Below are 19781 nucleotides of genomic sequence, written 5' to 3'. Positions count from 1 at the left end.
CTCCCTGCCCCCCGCTCCCCGCTCCCTGATTACTTTTCACTGATTAGTAACCATTGACTGTTGAGTATTGACTTCTGGAGTCAGGGATTCAGATGTAATTTGTGGTGGATTAAGTATATATAAAAGACCCGTAGATGCAGCTAATAATAAGAAAATATAGGTGGCAACAAGAGGTATATATGAATTTGATTTGTTGTCTGAACTCTTACGATCGCTCTTGGGGTCTTCACGGACTACATTGCTTATAAGAGTATGTGATAAAGCATTTCCATCCAGCCCTAAAGCATCTCCATAGCGACGGATGAATCCTTGAAGAAAAATAGGCTCAGGCAATTCTTCAAATCGTTCTTCTTCTAAAGCTTGCAAAACACCTGCTCGAATCAGTGTTTGAGCGGCTATTTCTTCTATGCGGATGGATTTTTCTTGTCTTACTTGTCGCAATTGTGTGGTTATTTCCTTTAGCTGCTCTACTTGAGCTTGATTTAAGAGCGTCACAGTCTTCTCCTGTATGGGCTAATTCTACTATTCATATAGTGAGAAGACTTAAAAGCGCATACGTATTATTACTGGATAATTGATTTTAACTAATTTTTTTAATAATAATTAAAGGCTAGCATTATAAATGCTCAAGCAGCTATATACACGTACATCTGTAGCTACAAAAGATACTTTACAGGTAAAAAGTAGGGTGTCAAAATTCAGAAGCTGCAATTTATGATACAAGTATTTTGCCAACTCCTCCCTTGGGATCGTTATTGCGATCGCTGTAGCCACACTCAGCACTTTTCATCTCTGTGCCCAAGCTGTGCGCCCCTACAAATTAGATGTACCCAAAACAACAGCTTATTTAGCTGAGTGCAACTCCATGCCAAATATTTGTTTTTTTAACCTTTTCCTAGCTGTTTCTTAATATTACTGAGATAAATTGAGTTTGCTAAATAAGAATTAATACTAGTAATTAATGTAGCTATTTTACACTACATACTCAATTTTCTGATAGCGATATTGCGATCGCTCAAGCCATCAGCGCAGCCTATCCCCTGACTGCAAAGTTCATCTTGGCACCAAGCATTTTTTAGTCACAAATAACAATGGCATTTACATTCTCAAGTATTGGCGCTGCCAGATTTTGACTAATGAAATCTACATCTATCTAACTTTAATTATTTAGGAATCGCACCAATACAGATGTCTCCACAATGAGGCCCTCCAAGTTAGATTGACCGCACAAAAATTTCTCACTAAACACGCACTATTTATGACATCAACAATTTTTACTCCTGGCGATATAGCGATCGTTGGTTACATTAATAATGGTAGCCCTGACTCCTTCTCTTTCGTTAACCTGGCTGCTATTGGCTCAGGTACAGTTATTTACTTCACTGATAATGGCTGGACTGGTTCAGGTTTTCGAGGCGTATCTAACACTGATGCTGATGGCAATGAGAACGTAATTAAATTTACTGCTAATGTTGATATTCCTGCGGGTACTGTTATCCGCAGCATTGACACATCTTCACCTAATTTCACTTGGGCTAAATCGGGGTCAGTTGCGCCGCCCGCATCAGGTAATTATGCGGATCTATCTCTTTCCCAAGGTACAGGCTTAACTAACGGCGACCAAATCATTGCTTTGCAATCTACAGGTACAAGCCCGCTATTATCGGGTTTTACAGCCATTTCTCAAATTGACTACACTGGTGCATTTGAAGATGCCACCTCATCAAATACAGGTAATGTAGCCCCAGGTTTATCTCAGGCTGGTAATACAGCAGTTCTGTTTAACAACTCGGCAACTTCCGCCGCATTCAATCTCAATACACTTAGCAGCGGTACAAAAGCTGAGTGGTTAGCAGCAATTAACAATGCCGCTAACTGGACGTTTGCTGGTGCAACTACTTTACCAACTGGCAGCATTACTGTTTCTGGCGGTGCAGGTTCTCAACCAGACCTCACCATCAGCCAAGCAGATTCCCCCGATCCGGTAATTGTTGGCAACCCCCTGACCTACACTCTTACTGTCAGTAACAGTGGTACTGCCAATGCCAATGGCATTTCAGTAGAATATACTTTGCCCAGTGGGATAATCTTTAACGGTACAACTGTTGCCAACGGCTTTATTGCTAGCCAATCTGGTGGTGTCGTCACCTTTTCTGGTGGCAGCATAAATGCTGGTAGTACTGCTAGCTTGACTGTTAGCGTCACCCCTAACTCTGCTGGCACTCTCGCCAGTGGTACGGCAATTGTAGATCCGAACAACACCATTGCTGAGAGCGACGAAACTAATAATAGTGCTGCTGCGATCGCAACTACAGTTAACAATGTAGTGGTGGGACAAGCACCAACTATTCAACTAGATACAGCTAGCACCACAGACCTTTTAGATGCTAACGGTGCTTTAGCGACTACAGGAACAGGGGCAATTAGCGGCACCATTGGCAATGCTAGCGATCCGGCAAAGACACTGGGCGTAAACTTTACCATCGCCGATTCTGATACTCCTGTAGAAAATTTGACTGTAACAGTCACTAGCAGTAATGGGGCTGTGATTCCTGACGGCAATCTTACACTAACTGGCACTGGCAGCAACCGTAATCTGAAAATTAATCCTGTAGGCGTTGGTACTGCCAATATTACAGTAACAGTTAGTGATGGTGGTAGTACTGCTAATTATGCGATCGCTTATGCAGCATCGGCGAATAATGGTACTGCTACAACTCAATTTTTAACGGGTACAAGCGATGCTTCTACAGCCATTCCTGTGGGTGGGACATTTTTTTTAGAGGCGGATGATGAAAATCAAGTTTTGCGCCTTTACGATTCCAGCAAGTCGGGACTGCCTGTAACTGGTTTTGACTTTACAAACTCACTAGGACTAACTCAGACTGACGGTTCTGGCGCGTTAAGAGAAGTGGATCTCGAAGCTTCAACCAAGGTAGGTAATCGCATTTTCTGGTTGGGGTCACAAAGCAATAGCGATGATGGGAAAAATCGTCCTAACCGCGATCGCATTTTTGCCACGGATATTACTGGTGCAGGAGCATCCACCACACTCAGCTATGTGGGTCGCTACAACTTTTTAAAAGAAGACATCATCAACTGGGATGTCACCAACGGTCACGGCAAAGGAGCCAATTACTACGGCTTGGCAGCTAGTGCTGCAACTAATGTCGGGTCAAAGCAATCAGATGGATACAATATCGAAGGCTTGGAAATTGCCCCCGATAACACCACAGCTTATATTGCCTTCCGCGCTCCCCAAGTTCCCCCCTCTGGAAGAGCTAACGCCCTCATCGTCCCCGTTACCAACTTTGCCAGCCTGATATCAGCTAGTGGTGGTGGTACACAAGGCTCGGCACAATTTGGCGCTCCCATCGAATTAGATTTAGGCGGGCGCGGTATTCGGGAAATTCGCAAAAATGCTAATAACCAGTACGTAATTATTGCCGGGCCAGCAGGAGACGCAGGAACAGCCCCCAACGATTTCCGCCTCTACACTTGGGATGGCAATCCCAATAGCCAACCGCAATTACGGGCGGCTACATTCCCTGCTAGCTTCAACCCGGAAGGAATTATTACCATCCCTGATAATTTGACAAATACCTCTCAAATTCAATTCGTCAGCGATGATGGCAACAGCATTCTTTACAACGACGGTACAGCAGCTAAAGATTTATCAGAGAACAATTTCAAAAAATTCCGCACCGATAGTATTACACTGGGCGCTGTAGTCCTCACTCCTCGGATTCACGACATCCAGGGCGCATCTCACATCTCTGGGTTAAACGGGCAAAAAGTAGGTGATGTACCAGGAATTGTTACAGTCATCAAATCTAATGGCTTCTATTTGCAAGATCCTAACCCGGACAGCGACGATCGCACCTCCGAAGGAATTTTTGTTTTCACCTCATCAGCCCCAACTGTCCAAATAGGCGACTCAGTACTTGTTGGCGGTACGGTGAGCGAATTCCGTCCTGGTGGCGCGACTGGTGCTAACAACTTGACCACCACAGAAATTATTAGCCCCACAATTGCCAAACTCTCCAGTGGCAATGCTTTACCAACTGCCACGATTTTGGGTAATGGTGGCAGAACTATTCCAACCTCGGTAATTGATAACGACACTAACGGTAATATCGAAACTGGAACGACCACCTTCGATCCTGCCCAAGATGGCATTGATTTCTACGAAAGCTTGGAAGGAATGCTAGTACAGGTAAATAATCCTGTCGCAGTTAGCCCGACTAATTCTTTTGGGGAGATTTGGTTGCTGGCGGACAATGGCGCTAATGCTACCGGACGCACAGCCCGCGGTGGTATCGCCGTTAGCCCTAACGATTTTAATCCAGAGCGGATTCAAATCGATGATACCCTGTTCACCTCTGGTAACTCACCGCAGGTTAACGTCGGTGCAACTTTCGCCACGATTAAGGGTGTGGTTGATTATAGTTTTAGCAACTACGAAGTTCTACCCACCTCGGTTACAGTGACTTCAAACACGCTAACAAAGGAAGTCACTAATTTAACTCCCACCACTAACCAACTGACAGTTGCTACCTTCAACGTCGAAAATCTTGATATCGGTGATGGTGCCACCAAATTTAACAACCTTGCCAGCCGCATTGTCAATAATTTGCGATCGCCAGATATCATCTCTCTAGAAGAAATTCAAGACAATAACGGGCCGACGAATGATAGCGTAGTTGATGCCAGCGTTACCTTCCAAACATTAATTGATGCAATTACTGCTGCTGGCGGCCCCACATATCAATATCGCCAAATTAACCCGGTAGATGATACCAACGGCGGCGAACCTGGTGGAAATATCCGCGTCGGCTTCTTATTTAATCCCAATCGTGTCAGCTTTGTAGATACCCCCGGTGGTACTTCTACCTCCAGCACCACAGTCAGCAACGTTGGAGGTGTTCCCACGGTTTCTGCTAGCCCTGGTTTGATTGACCCCACAAACTCAGCCTTTACTAGCAGTCGCAAACCATTAGTTGGGCAATTTACTTTTAACGGGAAAACTGTTTATGTAATTGGCAACCACTTTAATTCTAAAGGTGGCGACCAACCTCTATACGGGCCAAATCAACCCCCAACTTTGAGCAGTGAAGTGCAGCGCCAGCAACAAGCGACGTTGGTGAAAAACTTTGTCCAGAATATTTTAGCGATCGACCCCAATGCCAATATAGTAGTAGCGGGTGATTTAAATGACTTTGAGTTTTCCAACCCTGTTAGCACCGTAGAAAGCGCTGGACTGACTTCCTTAATTGAAACTTTGCCTCAAAATGAGCGTTATACCTACAACTTTGAAGGCAACGCTCAAACCCTTGACCATATTTTGGTGAGTAATAGCTTGCTCAACAAACTGGATGGGTATGATGTCGTTCACATTAACTCCGAGTTTGCCGATCAGGATAGCGACCACGATCCTAGCCTAGCTCGGTTTAATCTACCTGCGAACCAAGCACCTACAGCCGTAGCCGATCTAGTTAACGTTGCTGAAGACGTAACGACATCTAATCTCTATACCACCTTGCTCAGTAACGATACTGACCCCGATGCTGGAGACACGAAAAACATTATTTCTGTCAGCACTACTGGCACAAAAGGTACAGTTTCCTTTAACCCAACTACGCAAAACTTGACTTACACAGCCTCAAGTTTTAACTCTCTATCCCTTGGGCAGACAGCCAGTGATAGTTTTAGTTATGCGATCGCAGACAGTCAAGGTTTACAATCTACCGCGATCGTTAATGTCACCGTCACTGGTGTCAACGATGCTCCGACGCTAGTGCAACCCCTGGACGACAAAATTATCTCTACTAACAAGTCCTTCTCTTTCGATGTGAGTAACAAATTTGCTGACATCGATCGGGCTGATACCCTCAGCTACAGTGCTGCGGGTTTACCCACTGGCTCTAGTATCGTTGCAAACACAGGTGTGATATCCGGCAATATTTCCCAAGTCGGCATTTTTGCAGTCACAGTCACGGCGGCTGATGGTAAAGGTGGCAATGTTAGCGATAACTTTGACCTGACTGTTGCCAATAATAAGGCGACATCTGGCAACGATATCATCTTTATCGACCAACTTACTGGTTTGAACAAATACATAGTCAATGCCCTAGCTGGGAGCGATCGCGTCATCGGCACTAATGCCAGTGAGTTAATCGACGGTGGAACAGGCAATGATTACCTTGATGGTAAAGGCGGTATCGATATCCTCCTTGGGGGGGATGGCAATGACACAATCTTTGGCGGACTTGGCAGTGACATCATATCTGGTGGCAATGATAGCGATCGCTTAACTGGTTGGGGGGGTGGCACAAACGAAATCGACCTTCTCAACGGCGATGGAGGTGCAGATACTTACGTTTTGGGTGATGCCACTTCCGTTTTTTATGCCAGTTCCCGCAACAGTGATTATGCCGATATTGTCAGCTTCCAAGCCAGCGATCGCATTCAGCTTAAGGGAGTTGCCAACAATTATTCACTAGGGTCAGTGAGATCGGCTGTGGGCATTTTCACCAACAATGGAACGGAATTGATTGCTGTTGTAGAAACCGGGTTAAATCGCAACACCAATTTAGCAACAGATACTCGTTTCGTCTTTATTTAATACATAGTTTTTCTCACCCACAGGCACAGAGAAAGAGTTTGAAATCAAGACCTTGGCAAAAAATAAATCTCTCTCAAACTCTCATTTCGCTCGCTGTGTCGCGCCAGTTGCTTCAAGTCGGGAAACCCGCCCAACGCACTGGCTTCCCTGCACCTCTGCGGTTCCTAATACCAATTCTCTGTAAACTTGCACTGAATAATGCTTAACTTATTTCTTCCTTTGCGCTCTTTGCGTCCTTTGCGGTTCGTCTAATAAAGATTAAGTGTATTTTTCTAGAGAATTGGTATAACTCCTCCATAAATCCAATCTTCAAAACCTCTCAAATCTACTTCATAAACTGATGGTTACTACAAACACAATTCGCTTTTCTCAGTTCAATGCTTCCTTAAATCGCAACGCAGAAGGAGAGTTAGTAACCGATCTCTCCACCCCTGATAATTCTCAAGCAAAAGCAGTTGCAGAAATTATCCAGCGTAATAACCCAGATGTATTGCTTTTAAATGAGTTTGATTACTCCCCGGAAGCAGTTCAACTATTCAAGCAAAATTACCTTGCAGTCAGCCAGAATGGTTCAACTGCCGTTGACTACCCTTACTTTTACATCGCCCCTTCCAACACGGGTATTGCCTCCGGGTTTGACTTCAACAACGACGGCACAGCAGTTACAACCCCAGGTGCAGCCGGATATGGTGATGATGCCTTTGGATTCGGTAATTTTTCTGGTCAATATGGGATGTTGTTGCTGTCCAAATATCCCATTGATACCGCAAACGTCCGCACCTTCCAAAACTTCCTCTGGAAGGATATGCCCAATGCTTTGCTTCCCGATAATCTAACAACACCACAGCCAAATGATTGGTATTCTGAGGATGAATTGGCAGTTTTACGCCTTTCTTCTAAAAGTCACTGGGATGTACCCATCCAAGTAAACGGTGAGACAATTCACATCCTCGCCAGCCACCCGACACCACCAACCTTTGACGGAGAAGAAGACCGCAACGGCAAACGCAACCATGACGAAATCCGCTTTTGGGCAGATTACATAACCCCTGGCAAAAATGATTACATCTATGATGATGCAGGGAAAACGGGCGGTATTGTTGCTGGTTCAGATTTTGTGATTATGGGCGATCAAAATGCCGATCCATTAGATGGTGATAGTTATGACAACGCTATCCGGCAATTAGTGCAAAATCCTAATATCAATACTAATGTCATCCCCACCAGCCTTGGCGGCCCCCAACAAGCAGACTTACAAGGTGGTGCAAACACTAACCAAAAAGGGAATCCTAGCTTTGACACCGCAGACTTTGCCGATACGACTCCGGGAAATCTGCGAACAGATTACGTGCTACCTTCTGCTGACCTTCAAATTGCCAACTCAGGAGTATTTTGGCCACTGAATACTGACTCGACATTCTCCCCAGTCGGTACTTTTCCCTTCCCCAGTTCTGACCATCGCTTGGTGTTCGCAGATGTGCAAGCTAGGCCGACTCAACCAGGTAATACCATTCCGAATGTAGGCTTTGAAAGACAGACTACCTTTGCTACTGGCTTTATTCCTGCTGGTGCTGCGGGAACTGTAAATGGACTAGAAACTCCATTAGGTGGATTGTCTGGCGTTACTTATGATGCAGAGAACAATCGCTACTATGCTATCTCAGACGATCGCTCTCAAGTTGCCCCAGCCCGTTTTTATACTTTCACTGCTACCGATTCCGGGGTGACTTTTACCAATGTCACCACCCTAAAAGATACCAACGGCAACTTTTTTGCACTAAACAGTCTTGACCCGGAAGGCATTGCTCTAACCAACAATGGGACAGTCTTTATCTCTTCTGAAGGCGAAGTTAATCCTACTGCTGGTCGGGTTAGCAATCCTTTCATTAAAGAGTTTTCCTTAGCTACAGGGCAAGAAGTGCGATCGCTCCTTATCCCCAGCAAATTCCTACCAGTAGTTGAAGATACCAACGGCGATGGTATTGTAGATGCCGGAGATACGCAGACATCAGGTGTATACAATAACTTGGCATTTGAAAGCCTCACCATTACGCCCGACCAAAAAACCTTATTCACCGCCACTGAAAACGCCCTATCCCAAGATGGATTAAAGGCTTCGCTGACCAGTGGTAGTCCTTCCCGAATTCTGCAATTCAATCTAGTTACTGGACAACCAGAAAAAGAATACCTCTACATCACCGATGCAATTCCCGAAGCACCCAACCCAAGCACAGGCTCTGCTGACAATGGTTTGGCGGATTTATTGGCAATAGATAATCGTGGTACTTTCCTCGCCCTAGAACGCTCATTTGCCCAAGGTGTAGGCAATACCATCAAAATCTACGAAGTTTCTTTGCAAGGTGCAACAGACATTAGTTTCTACAATTCTCTCAATAATTTGAGTGCTGAACAACTAGCTGCTATCAAACCCGCCCAAAAGCGCTTACTGTTGAATTTCACTGATTTGAATCTGCCTACTGATGCAAATCACCCGATTACAGGGGTAGATAATATAGAAGGTCTTGCCTTCGGCCCTAAACTAGCAGATGGTCGTCAGTCTATTGTGCTGGTGAGTGACAACAACTTTAGTGGCAGTCAATATACCCAAATCCTCACCTTGGGTGCAGACTTGGTTCCCACTGCTGCACCTACGGTAGAAACTCGTCCTAGTTTATTTGACGATGAAGAACCAGCACTACCTGCTGTAGATCAAAATGCCGATGCTGATGACCCTGCCATCTATGTTAATGCCACAAATGCTGCTGATAGTTTAGTCCTAACTTCAGTGAAAAATGCCGGATTGCGGGTTTATGATTTGTCTGGTAATTTGTTGCAGACGGTTAATCCTGGTGGGATTCGCTACAACAATATTGATTTGCAATACGGTTTCAAATTAGGCAATCAATCTATTGATATTGCCGTAGCTAGCGATCGCCAAAATGATAAACTAGCAATCTTCAAAATTAACCCCAACCCTGGCGCAGACGGTAACTACCTGGAAGATATCACTGATAGCAATATTGGCACAATCTTCCAAACCTCACCTTTTGAACCTCCCTATTCCGCATCAACTCGCAGTTCTTACGGAGTTACCTTATACCGTAGCCCTGTAACTAATGATTACTATGTCTTCACTAGTCGCCGCCAAACTGGAGACATAGCTCAATTCAAACTAATTGACAAAGGTAATGGCCAAATTGGAGCGCAACTGGTGCGGGAGTTTACCATCCCTTCGCCCACAGCAGCAGACCGTTCTCCCCAAACAGAGGGTATGGTAGTTGACCAAGAAACCGGCTTTCTCTACATAGCCCAAGAAGATGTAGGTATCTGGAAATTCGACGCAGAACCAGACGGGGGCACAACAGGTAAGCTAATCGATCGCGTTCGTTTTGAAGGCGGTTCTCACCTCACCGATGATGCCGAAGGGTTAACCATATACTACGGTAAAAACGGCACAGGTTATCTGTTAGCATCCAGCCAAGGCGATAGTACCTTTGTTGCCTACACCCGTGAAGGTAACAACGAATATGTGGGCAACTTTGCCGTTGGTAATAATGGGTCAATTGATAGCGTGCAAGAGTCAGATGGTGCAGATGTGATTAACGTACCACTGGGGCCTAACTTCCCATTTGGTTTATTTGTCACTCAAGATGGCTCCAATGAACCTGCTAAGACAATTGATGGTGAAAACGTCAGTTCTAACTTTAAGTTAGTGCCTTGGGAAAATATTGCCAATGCCTTGCCCAATTCTCTAAATATTGACACCACAAGTTACGATCCCCGCAATCCTGTTGCTCAACCCAAGCTGACAATTTATGAATTTGAAGACCTACCCAAGCTAGGAACAACTTCTAAAGGTCAAGATATTTTCTTAGGTGGTTTCTCTGGATTGTATTTCCAAGGGTTTGCAGCAAATGGCAACTTAAAATTTGTCACTAACACAGACCGCGGCCCCAATGGAGAACCTGATGGTGTCAAAAGACCATTTTTATTACCCGGCTTTCAGCCAGAAATAGTTAGCTTTGAACTCAACCGCACCACAGGCGAAATTAGCATTACCAAGAGAACTGGACTATTCCGCCAAGATGGTACAACTCCATTAACGGGATTGCCTAATTTGCAAGCTGGGGCAAATGGTACTGCTTATACTGATGAAATTGCCGTTGACTTAGATAATAATGTTTTAGCTAACGATCCTTTGGGTGCTGACTTAGAAGGGATTGTAATAGCGGAAAATGGAGACTACTGGATGGTAGATGAATACCGTCCGGCAATTTACCACTTTGATGTTAATGGTAAACTGAGCGATCGCTTTATCCCTCAAGGAACTGCCACCGCACCCAACCCAGACGAACCCGGCGGAACTTTTGGTACAGAGGTATTGCCAGCAGTTTATGCCCAACGCCGTAATAACCGGGGATTTGAAGCTGTAGCACTTCAAGGTAATAAATTATATGCCTTTATTCAGAGTGCGATCGATAATCCCGATGTTGCCAATGATGCAACTTCCAAAGCTTCTCTAAACCTGCGAATTCTGGAGTTTGATATTGTCACCAAGCAGGTAACTGGAGAGTATTTATATCTTCTGCAAGGTTTACCAGGAACCGATAAAATTGGCGATGCAGTTTCCTTGGGTAACGGCAAATTTGCAGTAGTTGAGCGAGATGACAATGGTACATCTGCTAGCAATAAACTAATTTACCAAATTGATTTAGCTGGGGCGACCAACATCAACAACCCTGCTAACTTTACCTTGCCAGATGGTAAAACCATTGAACAATTGACCTCTGCTGAGTTAGCTGCTGCCAATATTACTCCTGTCACCAAGAGTTTGATTGCAAATGCTGCTCAGTTGGGTTACACCGGGGTAGAAAAATTAGAAGGTTTGGCACTGGTAGCACCTAATACCCTAGCCTTGATTAACGACAACGACTTCAACATTACAGGTAATACACCTGCTGAGAAACTCGGCATTCTCGAACTACCCAATAATCTGACAACTGCACAGCCTACTTTCCCTAATGGCTTTGGTTCTAGCAACAGCGATACTGTCAATCTTGAGCCAGGACAATTCTTTAGTGCAGGTGACGGAGCAGACTTTGTAGAAGGCACTAAAGATAACACAATTCTGGCTGGAAATGGTGATGACATAGTGCTTGCAGGGAGTGAATCTTCAGTAGCAGGGAATGACGGTAACGATCAAATATTTATTGGTCAAAATGGCGCGGCGGAAAATACCAGTGCTGATGGTGGCAATGGTGATGATGTTATTACTGTAGTGGAAGCCAATGGTGTTAATAATTTGTTTGGGGCGGAAGGTAATGATACTCTCACAATAATTGAAGGTTCTCGCCAATCATTATTCGGTGGTTCAGGTAACGACACTCTCACCAGTAACGGCAGCAATAACCGTCTGTATGGTGGTTCCGGTGATGATAAACTCTTCTCTAATGTCAATGATTCGCTATTTGGTGGCGATGGTGATGATGTGCTATTTGCTGGTCAACAGGGCAGTAATCGTCTGAGTGGTGGTACTGGTGCAGATCAATTCTGGATTGCTAACGCCAGTTTGCCAGCTAGCAAGAACATCATTACTGACTTTACAATCGGGATTGATAAAATTGGGCTGGGCGGTATTGGCGTAACTCAGTTTAGTGCGATCGCACTATTGCAACAGGGTAGTGACACTCTAGTTAAAACCGGAAATACAGAGTTGGTTTTATTGCAAGGAATTACCTCAACTAGCCTGACTGTAAATGACTTTGTTTTCTCGCCTAGCATTGTGGCTTAATTTGTTCTAGGACTTACGCCAAACCACAGGTAGTAGGGGCAATTCATGAATTACCCCTACCGAGAAATAAAGTAGGACCTACGCACTGTCCAATTTGGCTATTATGTGCATAACGATTGGTTCAGAATACAAGTCCGTTGGTTCAGAATACAAGTCCGTTGGTTCAGAATACAAGTCCGTTGGTTCAGAATACAAGTCTGTTGGTTCAGAATACAAGTCTGTTGGTTCAGAATACAAGTCCGTTGGTTCAGAATACAAGTTCGTTGGTTCAGAATACAAGCCTGTTGGTTCAGAATACAAGTCTGTTGGTTCAGAATACAAGCCTGTTGGTTCAGAACACAAGTCTGTTGAGCCTGAAATAACTTATTCTCGTAAATTCACACCATGATTAATTTGTACAGTATTTGTAGGGTGTGTTAGACGGAACGTCGTAACGCACCATCCCAAGCTGATGGTGCGTTACACTACGCTAACGCACCCTACGTAAAATTTCAAAAATCAAATACTAGTGGTCTGTCAAATTTGTTTTGACGGTTAGAAAGACGCGATAAATCGCCGTCTCTACAGGAAATTTATCCATCAATTATTTATTGACAGACTACTAGTCCTATATAAGGTTTGGGCTATTTTTGGCGTAAGTTTTTGATTAGCCTAGTGCATCCAACTTATATGCCAAATACCCTTGGGTAAACATTTTTCTCTTCTCTTTGCGTCCTTTGCGTCCTTTGCGTCCTTTGCGGTTTGTTAAAAAAATTGACTTTTGCAAAGAGTTTTAGCTTGAACTGAACCGTATTGACTTATGCATCCCTCTTCTTCAGATGTAAGCTAAAAGCACAGAAGAAATGAGTTAACATCCTATGCAGCAGTCTACAAAAAGCAATTACCGGGATTTTTGGCGACAGCTTGCTACTTTGGTTGCAATCTTTGGAGCTTTCATTATCAACGTAGTATCAAACATTTTCCCGCTCAATGGACTCAGCATAGGGGAAATTTCCAATACTTTGTTTAAAAATGTTCTGATTATCCCTGCCAATTACGCCTTTGCCATCTGGGGACTCATTTACCTTGGGTTGTTTGCTTTTGGGGTATATCAAGCTTTACCTAACCAACGACATGAGCCTGATTTACGTAAGACAGGTTATCTGTTAGCGATCGCCTGTGTTGCTCAAAGTGTCTGGGTGTATCTGTTCTTGTCTAGGCTTTTTGCTCTTTCTGTAATTGCAATGCTCTTGATTTTATTGCCACTGATTGGTATTTATGTGCAGTTAGAAATTGGCAAAAAGCGTGTAACCCGGGTGATGAAATGGTGTATTCACTTTCCGATCGGCATTTATCTAGGCTGGATTAGCGTGGCAACTATTGTTAACATAGCGTGTACTTTATATTTTCAAGGGTGGAACGGTTGGGGGATTTCTCCTGTAATATGGACTCTGGTTATGTTATCGATCGCAACAGCAATTGCAGCAATTATTCTTATTCAGCGTCGAGACATGGCTTATACAGGAGTAATCCTTTGGGCATTGGTAGCGATCGCACTCAAGCACTGGAATAACCCTATACTCAGAAATACGGCGTTGATTTTAGCAATTGTCCTAGTTTTAACCGCTACAATTAACAGCTTACGCACCCAACAAGAACATATTTAAGCCCTCCTTGCTTGGATGGCGATCGCAGCGCCAACACCTTGAAGGTAGGAGTAATTTACAATTAGACTAAAGTCTAGATCGATTCTATGTAGATATAACTATAAAATGTTGATAAAAGATGCGTAGATACCAGAGATAAGGGGTTTGCTAAATTAATGTAGTAGTCTATCAATAAATAATTGATGGATAAATTCCCTGTAGAGACGGCGATTTATCGCGTCTCTCTAACCGTCAAAATCAATTTGACAGACTAGTAGGAAGTGAGAGATGAGCGATCGCACTTTTCGGCGGCACAACGCAGGTACATCAAATTTTACCAATCCATCCCTTGTCTCACCAACTACTCCCACATTGGCGAATCCAACACGCGGTTTTGCACCAACAAATAATCCTCCACTCACAACAGTCACAGAGGTAGCAGACGTTCAAGAAGCCCAGTCTGCTGATGAGCAATCATTAGAATCAGAAGCCATCAAAGAAAAACCTCTTGTTCACGACATGAGTCGCATATCTTTGCGTCGTCTACAGCCGCAAGCATACCAGTCTGAGCATTCCAGCGACTGGGCTACTAACCAAATCTGGATGGCTAGACCTGAGCCAAATATAAATTTCGGTGGGATGGATTCACAAGATATAATGCAGCGAAAGTGTTCAACTTGCGAGCAAGAAGAAATACAAACTAAGCCCGCTAATGATGGTAGCGTCCAGGCTGAGGCTAATATTGAAAGTCAATTGAATAGTAGTAAAGGTGGGGGAAGTCCGTTATCGGCTGAAGTCCAAGACTTTATGGAACCCCGCTTTGGTAGTAATTTTGACAATGTGCGAGTACATACTGACTCCAATGCTGTGCAAATGAGTCGGTCATTAGGAGCGCAGGCGTTTACTCATGGTAGCGATGTTTACTTCGGTGCAGGAAAATCACCAGGCAATAATGAGTTGACTGCCCACGAATTAACCCATGTGGTGCAGCAAACAGGCGCAGTGCAGAAAAAAAGCGATGTTTCCCCAGCGCCAACTCATATTCAACGGGCACCGGATGCAATGCCCCCCAAAAAAGGCACGACTAAAATTGACAAAAAGGATGCCAAAATTACTGCCTCTGGGAAAAACATTACCGAAGCAATTACCAACTTAACATCACAAGGAAAGGGCGAAGCTGGTAGTGTTACTTGTGCCCCCGAAAAAGATGTCAAAAATTACCAAGCTGATGAGAAATCTGAAGAAATTGTCTACGAGGCAAATGTTTTAGTAACAGAAACTAAGGCAATGCCCGTCTGGACTGAACTTGACCAACAGTGCGAACCAGTTAAAAAAGAATGGGCAAGGTTTTACAGCGCTTTAGATACCCACGAAAACGGGCATATTAGTATTGATGAGAAAGCTTTTAAAGATTTACACAAAAAGTTGCTTGGTAAAAAGCCCTTAGAAGCCGACAAGATTTTTAACGATACTTATACGCAAGCTAATACAGATAATAATACTTATGACACTACAACCAAGCACGGGCTGACTCAAGGCACAGGAGTCACGCCAGTACAGTGCGGCCCAGAAAAAGTTTCTCAAACTGAAGATGAATCAAATGCAGAAGTAGAAGTTCAAACTAAACAGGTAGAAGCGAAAACGCTACAACGCCAACCTGCAAATGATTTTTTATCTAATAAAACAACCCTGCAAACAAAACTTAGCCCGACTCTCTCAATTACCTCGCAGCCCCATTCGACCATACAAGCACAACCGCAGACTAACAAAGTGCAGATGAAATGTAGTGCTTGTGATGCAGAAAATAGCATACAGCCTAAAGCCATTGCCCAAAATATCACTCCCCACAAAGACAACAAATCGATTCAAAAACTAGGTTGGGATGATATTAAGGATGCAGCCGGTGCAGGTGTCAACTGGGTTGGAGATAAAGCTAGTGCAGGCGCTCAATGGGTTGGAGATAAAGCTAGTGCAGGCGCTCAATGGGTTGGAGATAAAGCTAGCGATGTCGCTTCTATGGGCAAAGAAGCCTTTGCTGCCTTAGTTGCGAGAGTTGCCCCAGGTTTAGCTGATTTGATTCGCCAAGGGCCGATGGGGTTACTGGGTGAAAAAATCAAAGACGGCATCAAAAGCTGGGTTTCTAGCATCACTGGAAACATCGATATTGCTAGTGTAATTGCCCAATTACAGGGTAGCTTTACAGGAGTCTTTGAAGGGATTCAGGGTGCTGTCAAAGGCGATCCAGCTTCTTGTAGTAATTTTGCCAATAGTTTAAAGGCGTTGCAAGATTTGGGACACGCCTTTATGGAAAATCCTGCCGTTAAGCAAATACAGGCAGTGTTTTCTCAAGTTAAAGGCGTTTTCCAAAAAGTTACTGATTTAGTAATCGCCCCAGCTTTTGATGCCTTGATGAGTGTTGCAGGCGGTGTATTTGATGTTGTTAAGGGGCTGGCAACCACAATCTGGGAATGGGGCGCTCCCGTTCGCAATACTCTAGGCGCTGCCTGGGATTGGGTGAAAGAACAACTCGGCATTGGTGGTGATGGCGAAGGTGGCGTGCTGGGATGGCTGAAGACTAAAGCTTCCCAGGTGTGGACAGAAATTAAAGGCCCGCTCGCGCCAGTGCTTGGCCCTTTGAAGACTGTGGGTAGTGTATTACTGGCTTTTTCACCAGTGGGTTCAATCTACCTCATCGTCAAATATGTTCCCCAGTTAGTTAAAGCAGTGGAGTGGTTATGGGCGCATAAAGACGATAAAGATATTGTCAAAAACGCTCATAAGGAAATGGGCGGTACAATTTTGCCGGAACTACTGAGTACTGTAGAAGGATTTAGCCAAACCATGCAATCTACAGTTAGCAGTTTGGTAAATCAGGCAGTTCAACTAAGTGAAGCAGTTTTAGAATTGTTAGGCTCAATTAGCGGCGTGCCGTTACTGAGCATGGCACAAAGCTTAGTACAGACAGTATCAAATGGTGTAAAAGAATTCATCACCTGGTGTCAAGAAGGATTCCAATCAGCCGCTAAGTCTGTTCAAGAATTCGCCAGCAAAATTGTCACGAAGATTAAACCATATATTGGCGTGCTAACTTCATTGGGGTTAGCTATTGTCAATCCGCCCATGATTCCTGTAATCTTAGCGGGTTGGGCTTGGCAAGCCTTAGATGACTGCTACAAAGCCCCAATTATTAATTTCCTCCTAGATATTGTCATTGGTGCGCTTCAAGCTGCACCCACGTTAACTATGCTTGGGCCATTGTGGCCGATAGTAAAAACAGCAGTCATCGGCTTTCTCGAAGGAGTACGGAACCAAGATGACCAGAAGAAAATTGCGATCGCAAATCGGCTAGCTCAGATTATCAGTGGTGGTAGTCCAGGTTTCTTGATGGGATTTGTCAAAGGACTGCTTAAGGGAATTTGGGAGGGTGCAACCGATCCATTTAAGCTGATTTATTTAGCCATTGAAGGACTTGGAAGCTTAGTTAGCTGGTTTGAGAATGCAGCTAGCGATGCCTTAGCGCCTACCCCGGCGATCGCAGGAGCAACAGCCCAGGGCGCAACCCCAGAACAGAATGCACAACTACCCAATAACGAAAAAGCAGAGATGGGTAAGCGAGTGCAGCAAATGGCTGGAGACATACAACCATCTGTGACTAAAGTGACGACAGGCTTTATGCCTGCGGTGCAAGAGTTCTTTAGTGGCGGTGAGGGATTGACCTTTGCTGACTTGATGCACAAGCTAGGCGCAGCTTGGGGTGGAGTTCAAAACGCAATTCAAGGCGCAGCTAGTCAAATTGCTCAAAAAGTGTTTGACTTCATGCTCAAAGAAGGAGCAGAAGATGAGATTGGTGAAGGGGCGGGTTGGTTAACCGGAACGATCGCTTTCCAAGTGATTCTCGATTTCGTAACTGCTGGAACTTGGACACCTGTAAGCGCTGTTGGCAAAGCCTTGCAAGGATTTGCTAAGTTCCTCAACTTCCCGAACAAAGTCATGGAAGAAGCCTTTGTTCTATTGAAGAAGTTGGGTGTCTTAGTCCTAGATGGCATTAAGGGTATTGGTCAATTATTTGAGCGTGCAGGTGGTGCAATTAAAGAAGTCCTTGGTTCTTTGGGCGAGATTGGTCAAAAACTGATTACCTTTGCCGAGGAACTGTTAGGGCGGACTAGAGGAGCAGCTGGTGAAGCCGTAGAAAAAGGCGTTGGTAAAGCCACAGCCGAAACTGTCGAGCAGGGTGCAGAGAAAGTAGCAGTAGAAAGTGCAGAAAAAGCAACGGCAGAAACTGTTGAGACAGGCACAGAAAAGGCTGCTCAAGAAGCCGCCGAGAAAGATGCAAATAAAGCGGCTCAAGAAACTGCCGAAAAAGATGCTGGCAATACAGCAGAGGAAGCTGCCGAAAAGGATGCTAAAAAAGCAGCAGAATTACCAGCAGCGATCGCCGAGGCGAAGTCTATTACAGAAGCAAATGATATTGTTAATACACCAGCACTAGTTCTAATTGGCATTCTGACTGCAACTGTCAAACCTCAATACTCATGGATCAAAGGCTTTGAAGCACACGTAAAAGAACCGGGTCATTACTCGATTCACATGATTGCAAGTGACCATAACCTCAAAACAGACTATACCGAAGTTCAATTAGGTCAATTAATTGGTAGTGGCGGTAATAAAAATGTATATGCTGTTGAAGGCCAAGAAGGAACTGTCATTGGCGTACTCAAGCAAGGCAAACCAGCAGCGTCTATAGACGAGGAAATCAAACTGATTCAAGAACTAGAATCACAAGGTTTATCGACAGTAGAAGTTATTGGTAAAACAACTCATGATGGACAGCCCGCTATTGTAATGAAGGAGTATGCTCAAGGGTCAAAGGATATTGTAAGGCTTGAAAAAGGTAAGATTAGAACAGTGGGTCAATCAGAGCTACTGAATAAAAAGAGTATTGAAGATTTAACTAAAATCCGTTCCATTATAGAATCAAAACCAGTAAAGATTGATGATCTTCAATTTTTAATTGGAAAAGATGGGAGTATGGTAATTGCCGATCCTTTAAAGGTTGTAGTTGGAGAACCTCCTTCTAAAAATAATTTAAGAATGATTGATTTATTGATTGAATCAGCCAGAGAAAATATTAAGTAAAGGTTAATAGGATGTCTAACAATAAATTTAAAGAATATGTCCCTTCCGTTCAAACCAAACTCCTTACTCAGATCAAGAAACATAAAATATCTAAATTAGTACGATATAGTTGGTTATCCCCAGAAGAAGCTTCAAAAGAATGGGATATTCCTCGATCGTCTGTATTTCGACTGACAGCAGGAACGTTATTAATAACGCTAGAAACTAACCTGATCGTAGGATTTAGTAGCCTTCCAGAAAAAGCATCCATCACTGTTTGGCTTGAAAAAACTGAAGAAGGTGAGCAAGATAAAGAAACATCAATTATTAATGATGATGAACTATATTCTATAGATTCATGCGATCAAGTTTATAGTGAACAGTCAATCTGCGAATTATTAAATAGACAAGTCAGAACAATAAAAATCCTAAAAAAAGAACCAGAAAATATTTTGCTGGCGCAATTACCTTGCGAAGCTGGATTACTCATAGAATTTAACAATGGTACAGAGCTAGTTCTTTCCCACGGGCTTCATGATAATTCAGATGATTTCGCAATCATTTTTAAACATGAAATCCGACCAGATATATTGGATAAACTCCAAGAAATTGAAGCTTAGATGTT

Annotated in this window: 7 protein-coding genes; 6 read left to right on the top strand and 1 reads right to left on the bottom strand. The window is 43.9% G+C overall.

Annotated elements, in window-relative coordinates; genetic code table 11:
* Positions 1-36 precede the first annotated feature (36 nt).
* The gene (locus tag CDG77_RS20915; protein WP_094331248.1) at positions 37-495 is read right to left on the bottom strand and encodes a helix-turn-helix domain-containing protein; all 459 of its coding nucleotides are present in this window, start codon (positions 493-495) and stop codon (positions 37-39) included.
* Positions 496-1258: 763 nt separating this feature from the next.
* Between CDG77_RS20915 and CDG77_RS20910 the strand changes: the two genes are divergently transcribed.
* The 6 genes from CDG77_RS20910 (at position 1259) to CDG77_RS20885 (ending at position 19776) form a co-directional block, all read left to right on the top strand.
* Positions 1259-6625 carry a CARDB domain-containing protein gene (locus CDG77_RS20910; RefSeq protein WP_094331247.1) on the top strand — a complete coding sequence of 1789 codons (5367 nt, stop codon included), beginning with the start codon at positions 1259-1261 and terminating at the stop codon, positions 6623-6625.
* A 340-nt stretch (positions 6626-6965) separates the two neighbouring features.
* Entirely contained in the window at positions 6966-12416 is a 5451-nt protein-coding gene (locus CDG77_RS20905) for a phytase (protein WP_094331246.1), read from the top strand.
* 103 nt (positions 12417-12519) lie between these two features.
* Positions 12520-12804: a hypothetical protein gene (locus CDG77_RS20900; RefSeq protein ID WP_094331245.1), complete on the top strand. Its 285-nt coding sequence runs from the start codon at positions 12520-12522 to the stop codon at positions 12802-12804.
* A gap of 469 nt (positions 12805-13273) precedes the next feature.
* Positions 13274-14062, top strand: coding sequence for a hypothetical protein (locus CDG77_RS20895; protein ID WP_094331244.1), 789 nt, complete (start codon positions 13274-13276; stop codon positions 14060-14062).
* Between the two features lie 267 nt (positions 14063-14329).
* Positions 14330-19177, top strand: coding sequence for an eCIS core domain-containing protein (locus CDG77_RS20890; protein WP_094331243.1), 4848 nt, complete (start codon positions 14330-14332; stop codon positions 19175-19177).
* 11 nt (positions 19178-19188) lie between these two features.
* On the top strand, positions 19189-19776 hold the full coding sequence (locus CDG77_RS20885; protein WP_094331242.1) for a hypothetical protein: 588 nt from the start codon (positions 19189-19191) through the stop codon (positions 19774-19776).
* Positions 19777-19781 lie beyond the last annotated feature (5 nt).

Source organism: Nostoc sp. 'Peltigera membranacea cyanobiont' 213 (genome assembly GCF_002245975.1).
In the GTDB taxonomy this organism is placed as follows: Bacteria; Cyanobacteriota; Cyanobacteriia; order Cyanobacteriales; family Nostocaceae; genus Nostoc.
This window is presented reverse-complemented; position numbering and strand designations above follow the sequence as displayed.

Coding starts and splice junctions, on each gene's coding strand:
- CDG77_RS20910 (WP_094331247.1), top strand. CDS start 1,259: ATGACATCAACAATTTTTACTCCTGGCGATATAGCGATCGTTGGTTAC.
- CDG77_RS20905 (WP_094331246.1), top strand. CDS start 6,966: ATGGTTACTACAAACACAATTCGCTTTTCTCAGTTCAATGCTTCCTTA.
- CDG77_RS20900 (WP_094331245.1), top strand. CDS start 12,520: ATGTGCATAACGATTGGTTCAGAATACAAGTCCGTTGGTTCAGAATAC.
- CDG77_RS20895 (WP_094331244.1), top strand. CDS start 13,274: ATGCAGCAGTCTACAAAAAGCAATTACCGGGATTTTTGGCGACAGCTT.
- CDG77_RS20890 (WP_094331243.1), top strand. CDS start 14,330: ATGAGCGATCGCACTTTTCGGCGGCACAACGCAGGTACATCAAATTTT.
- CDG77_RS20885 (WP_094331242.1), top strand. CDS start 19,189: ATGTCTAACAATAAATTTAAAGAATATGTCCCTTCCGTTCAAACCAAA.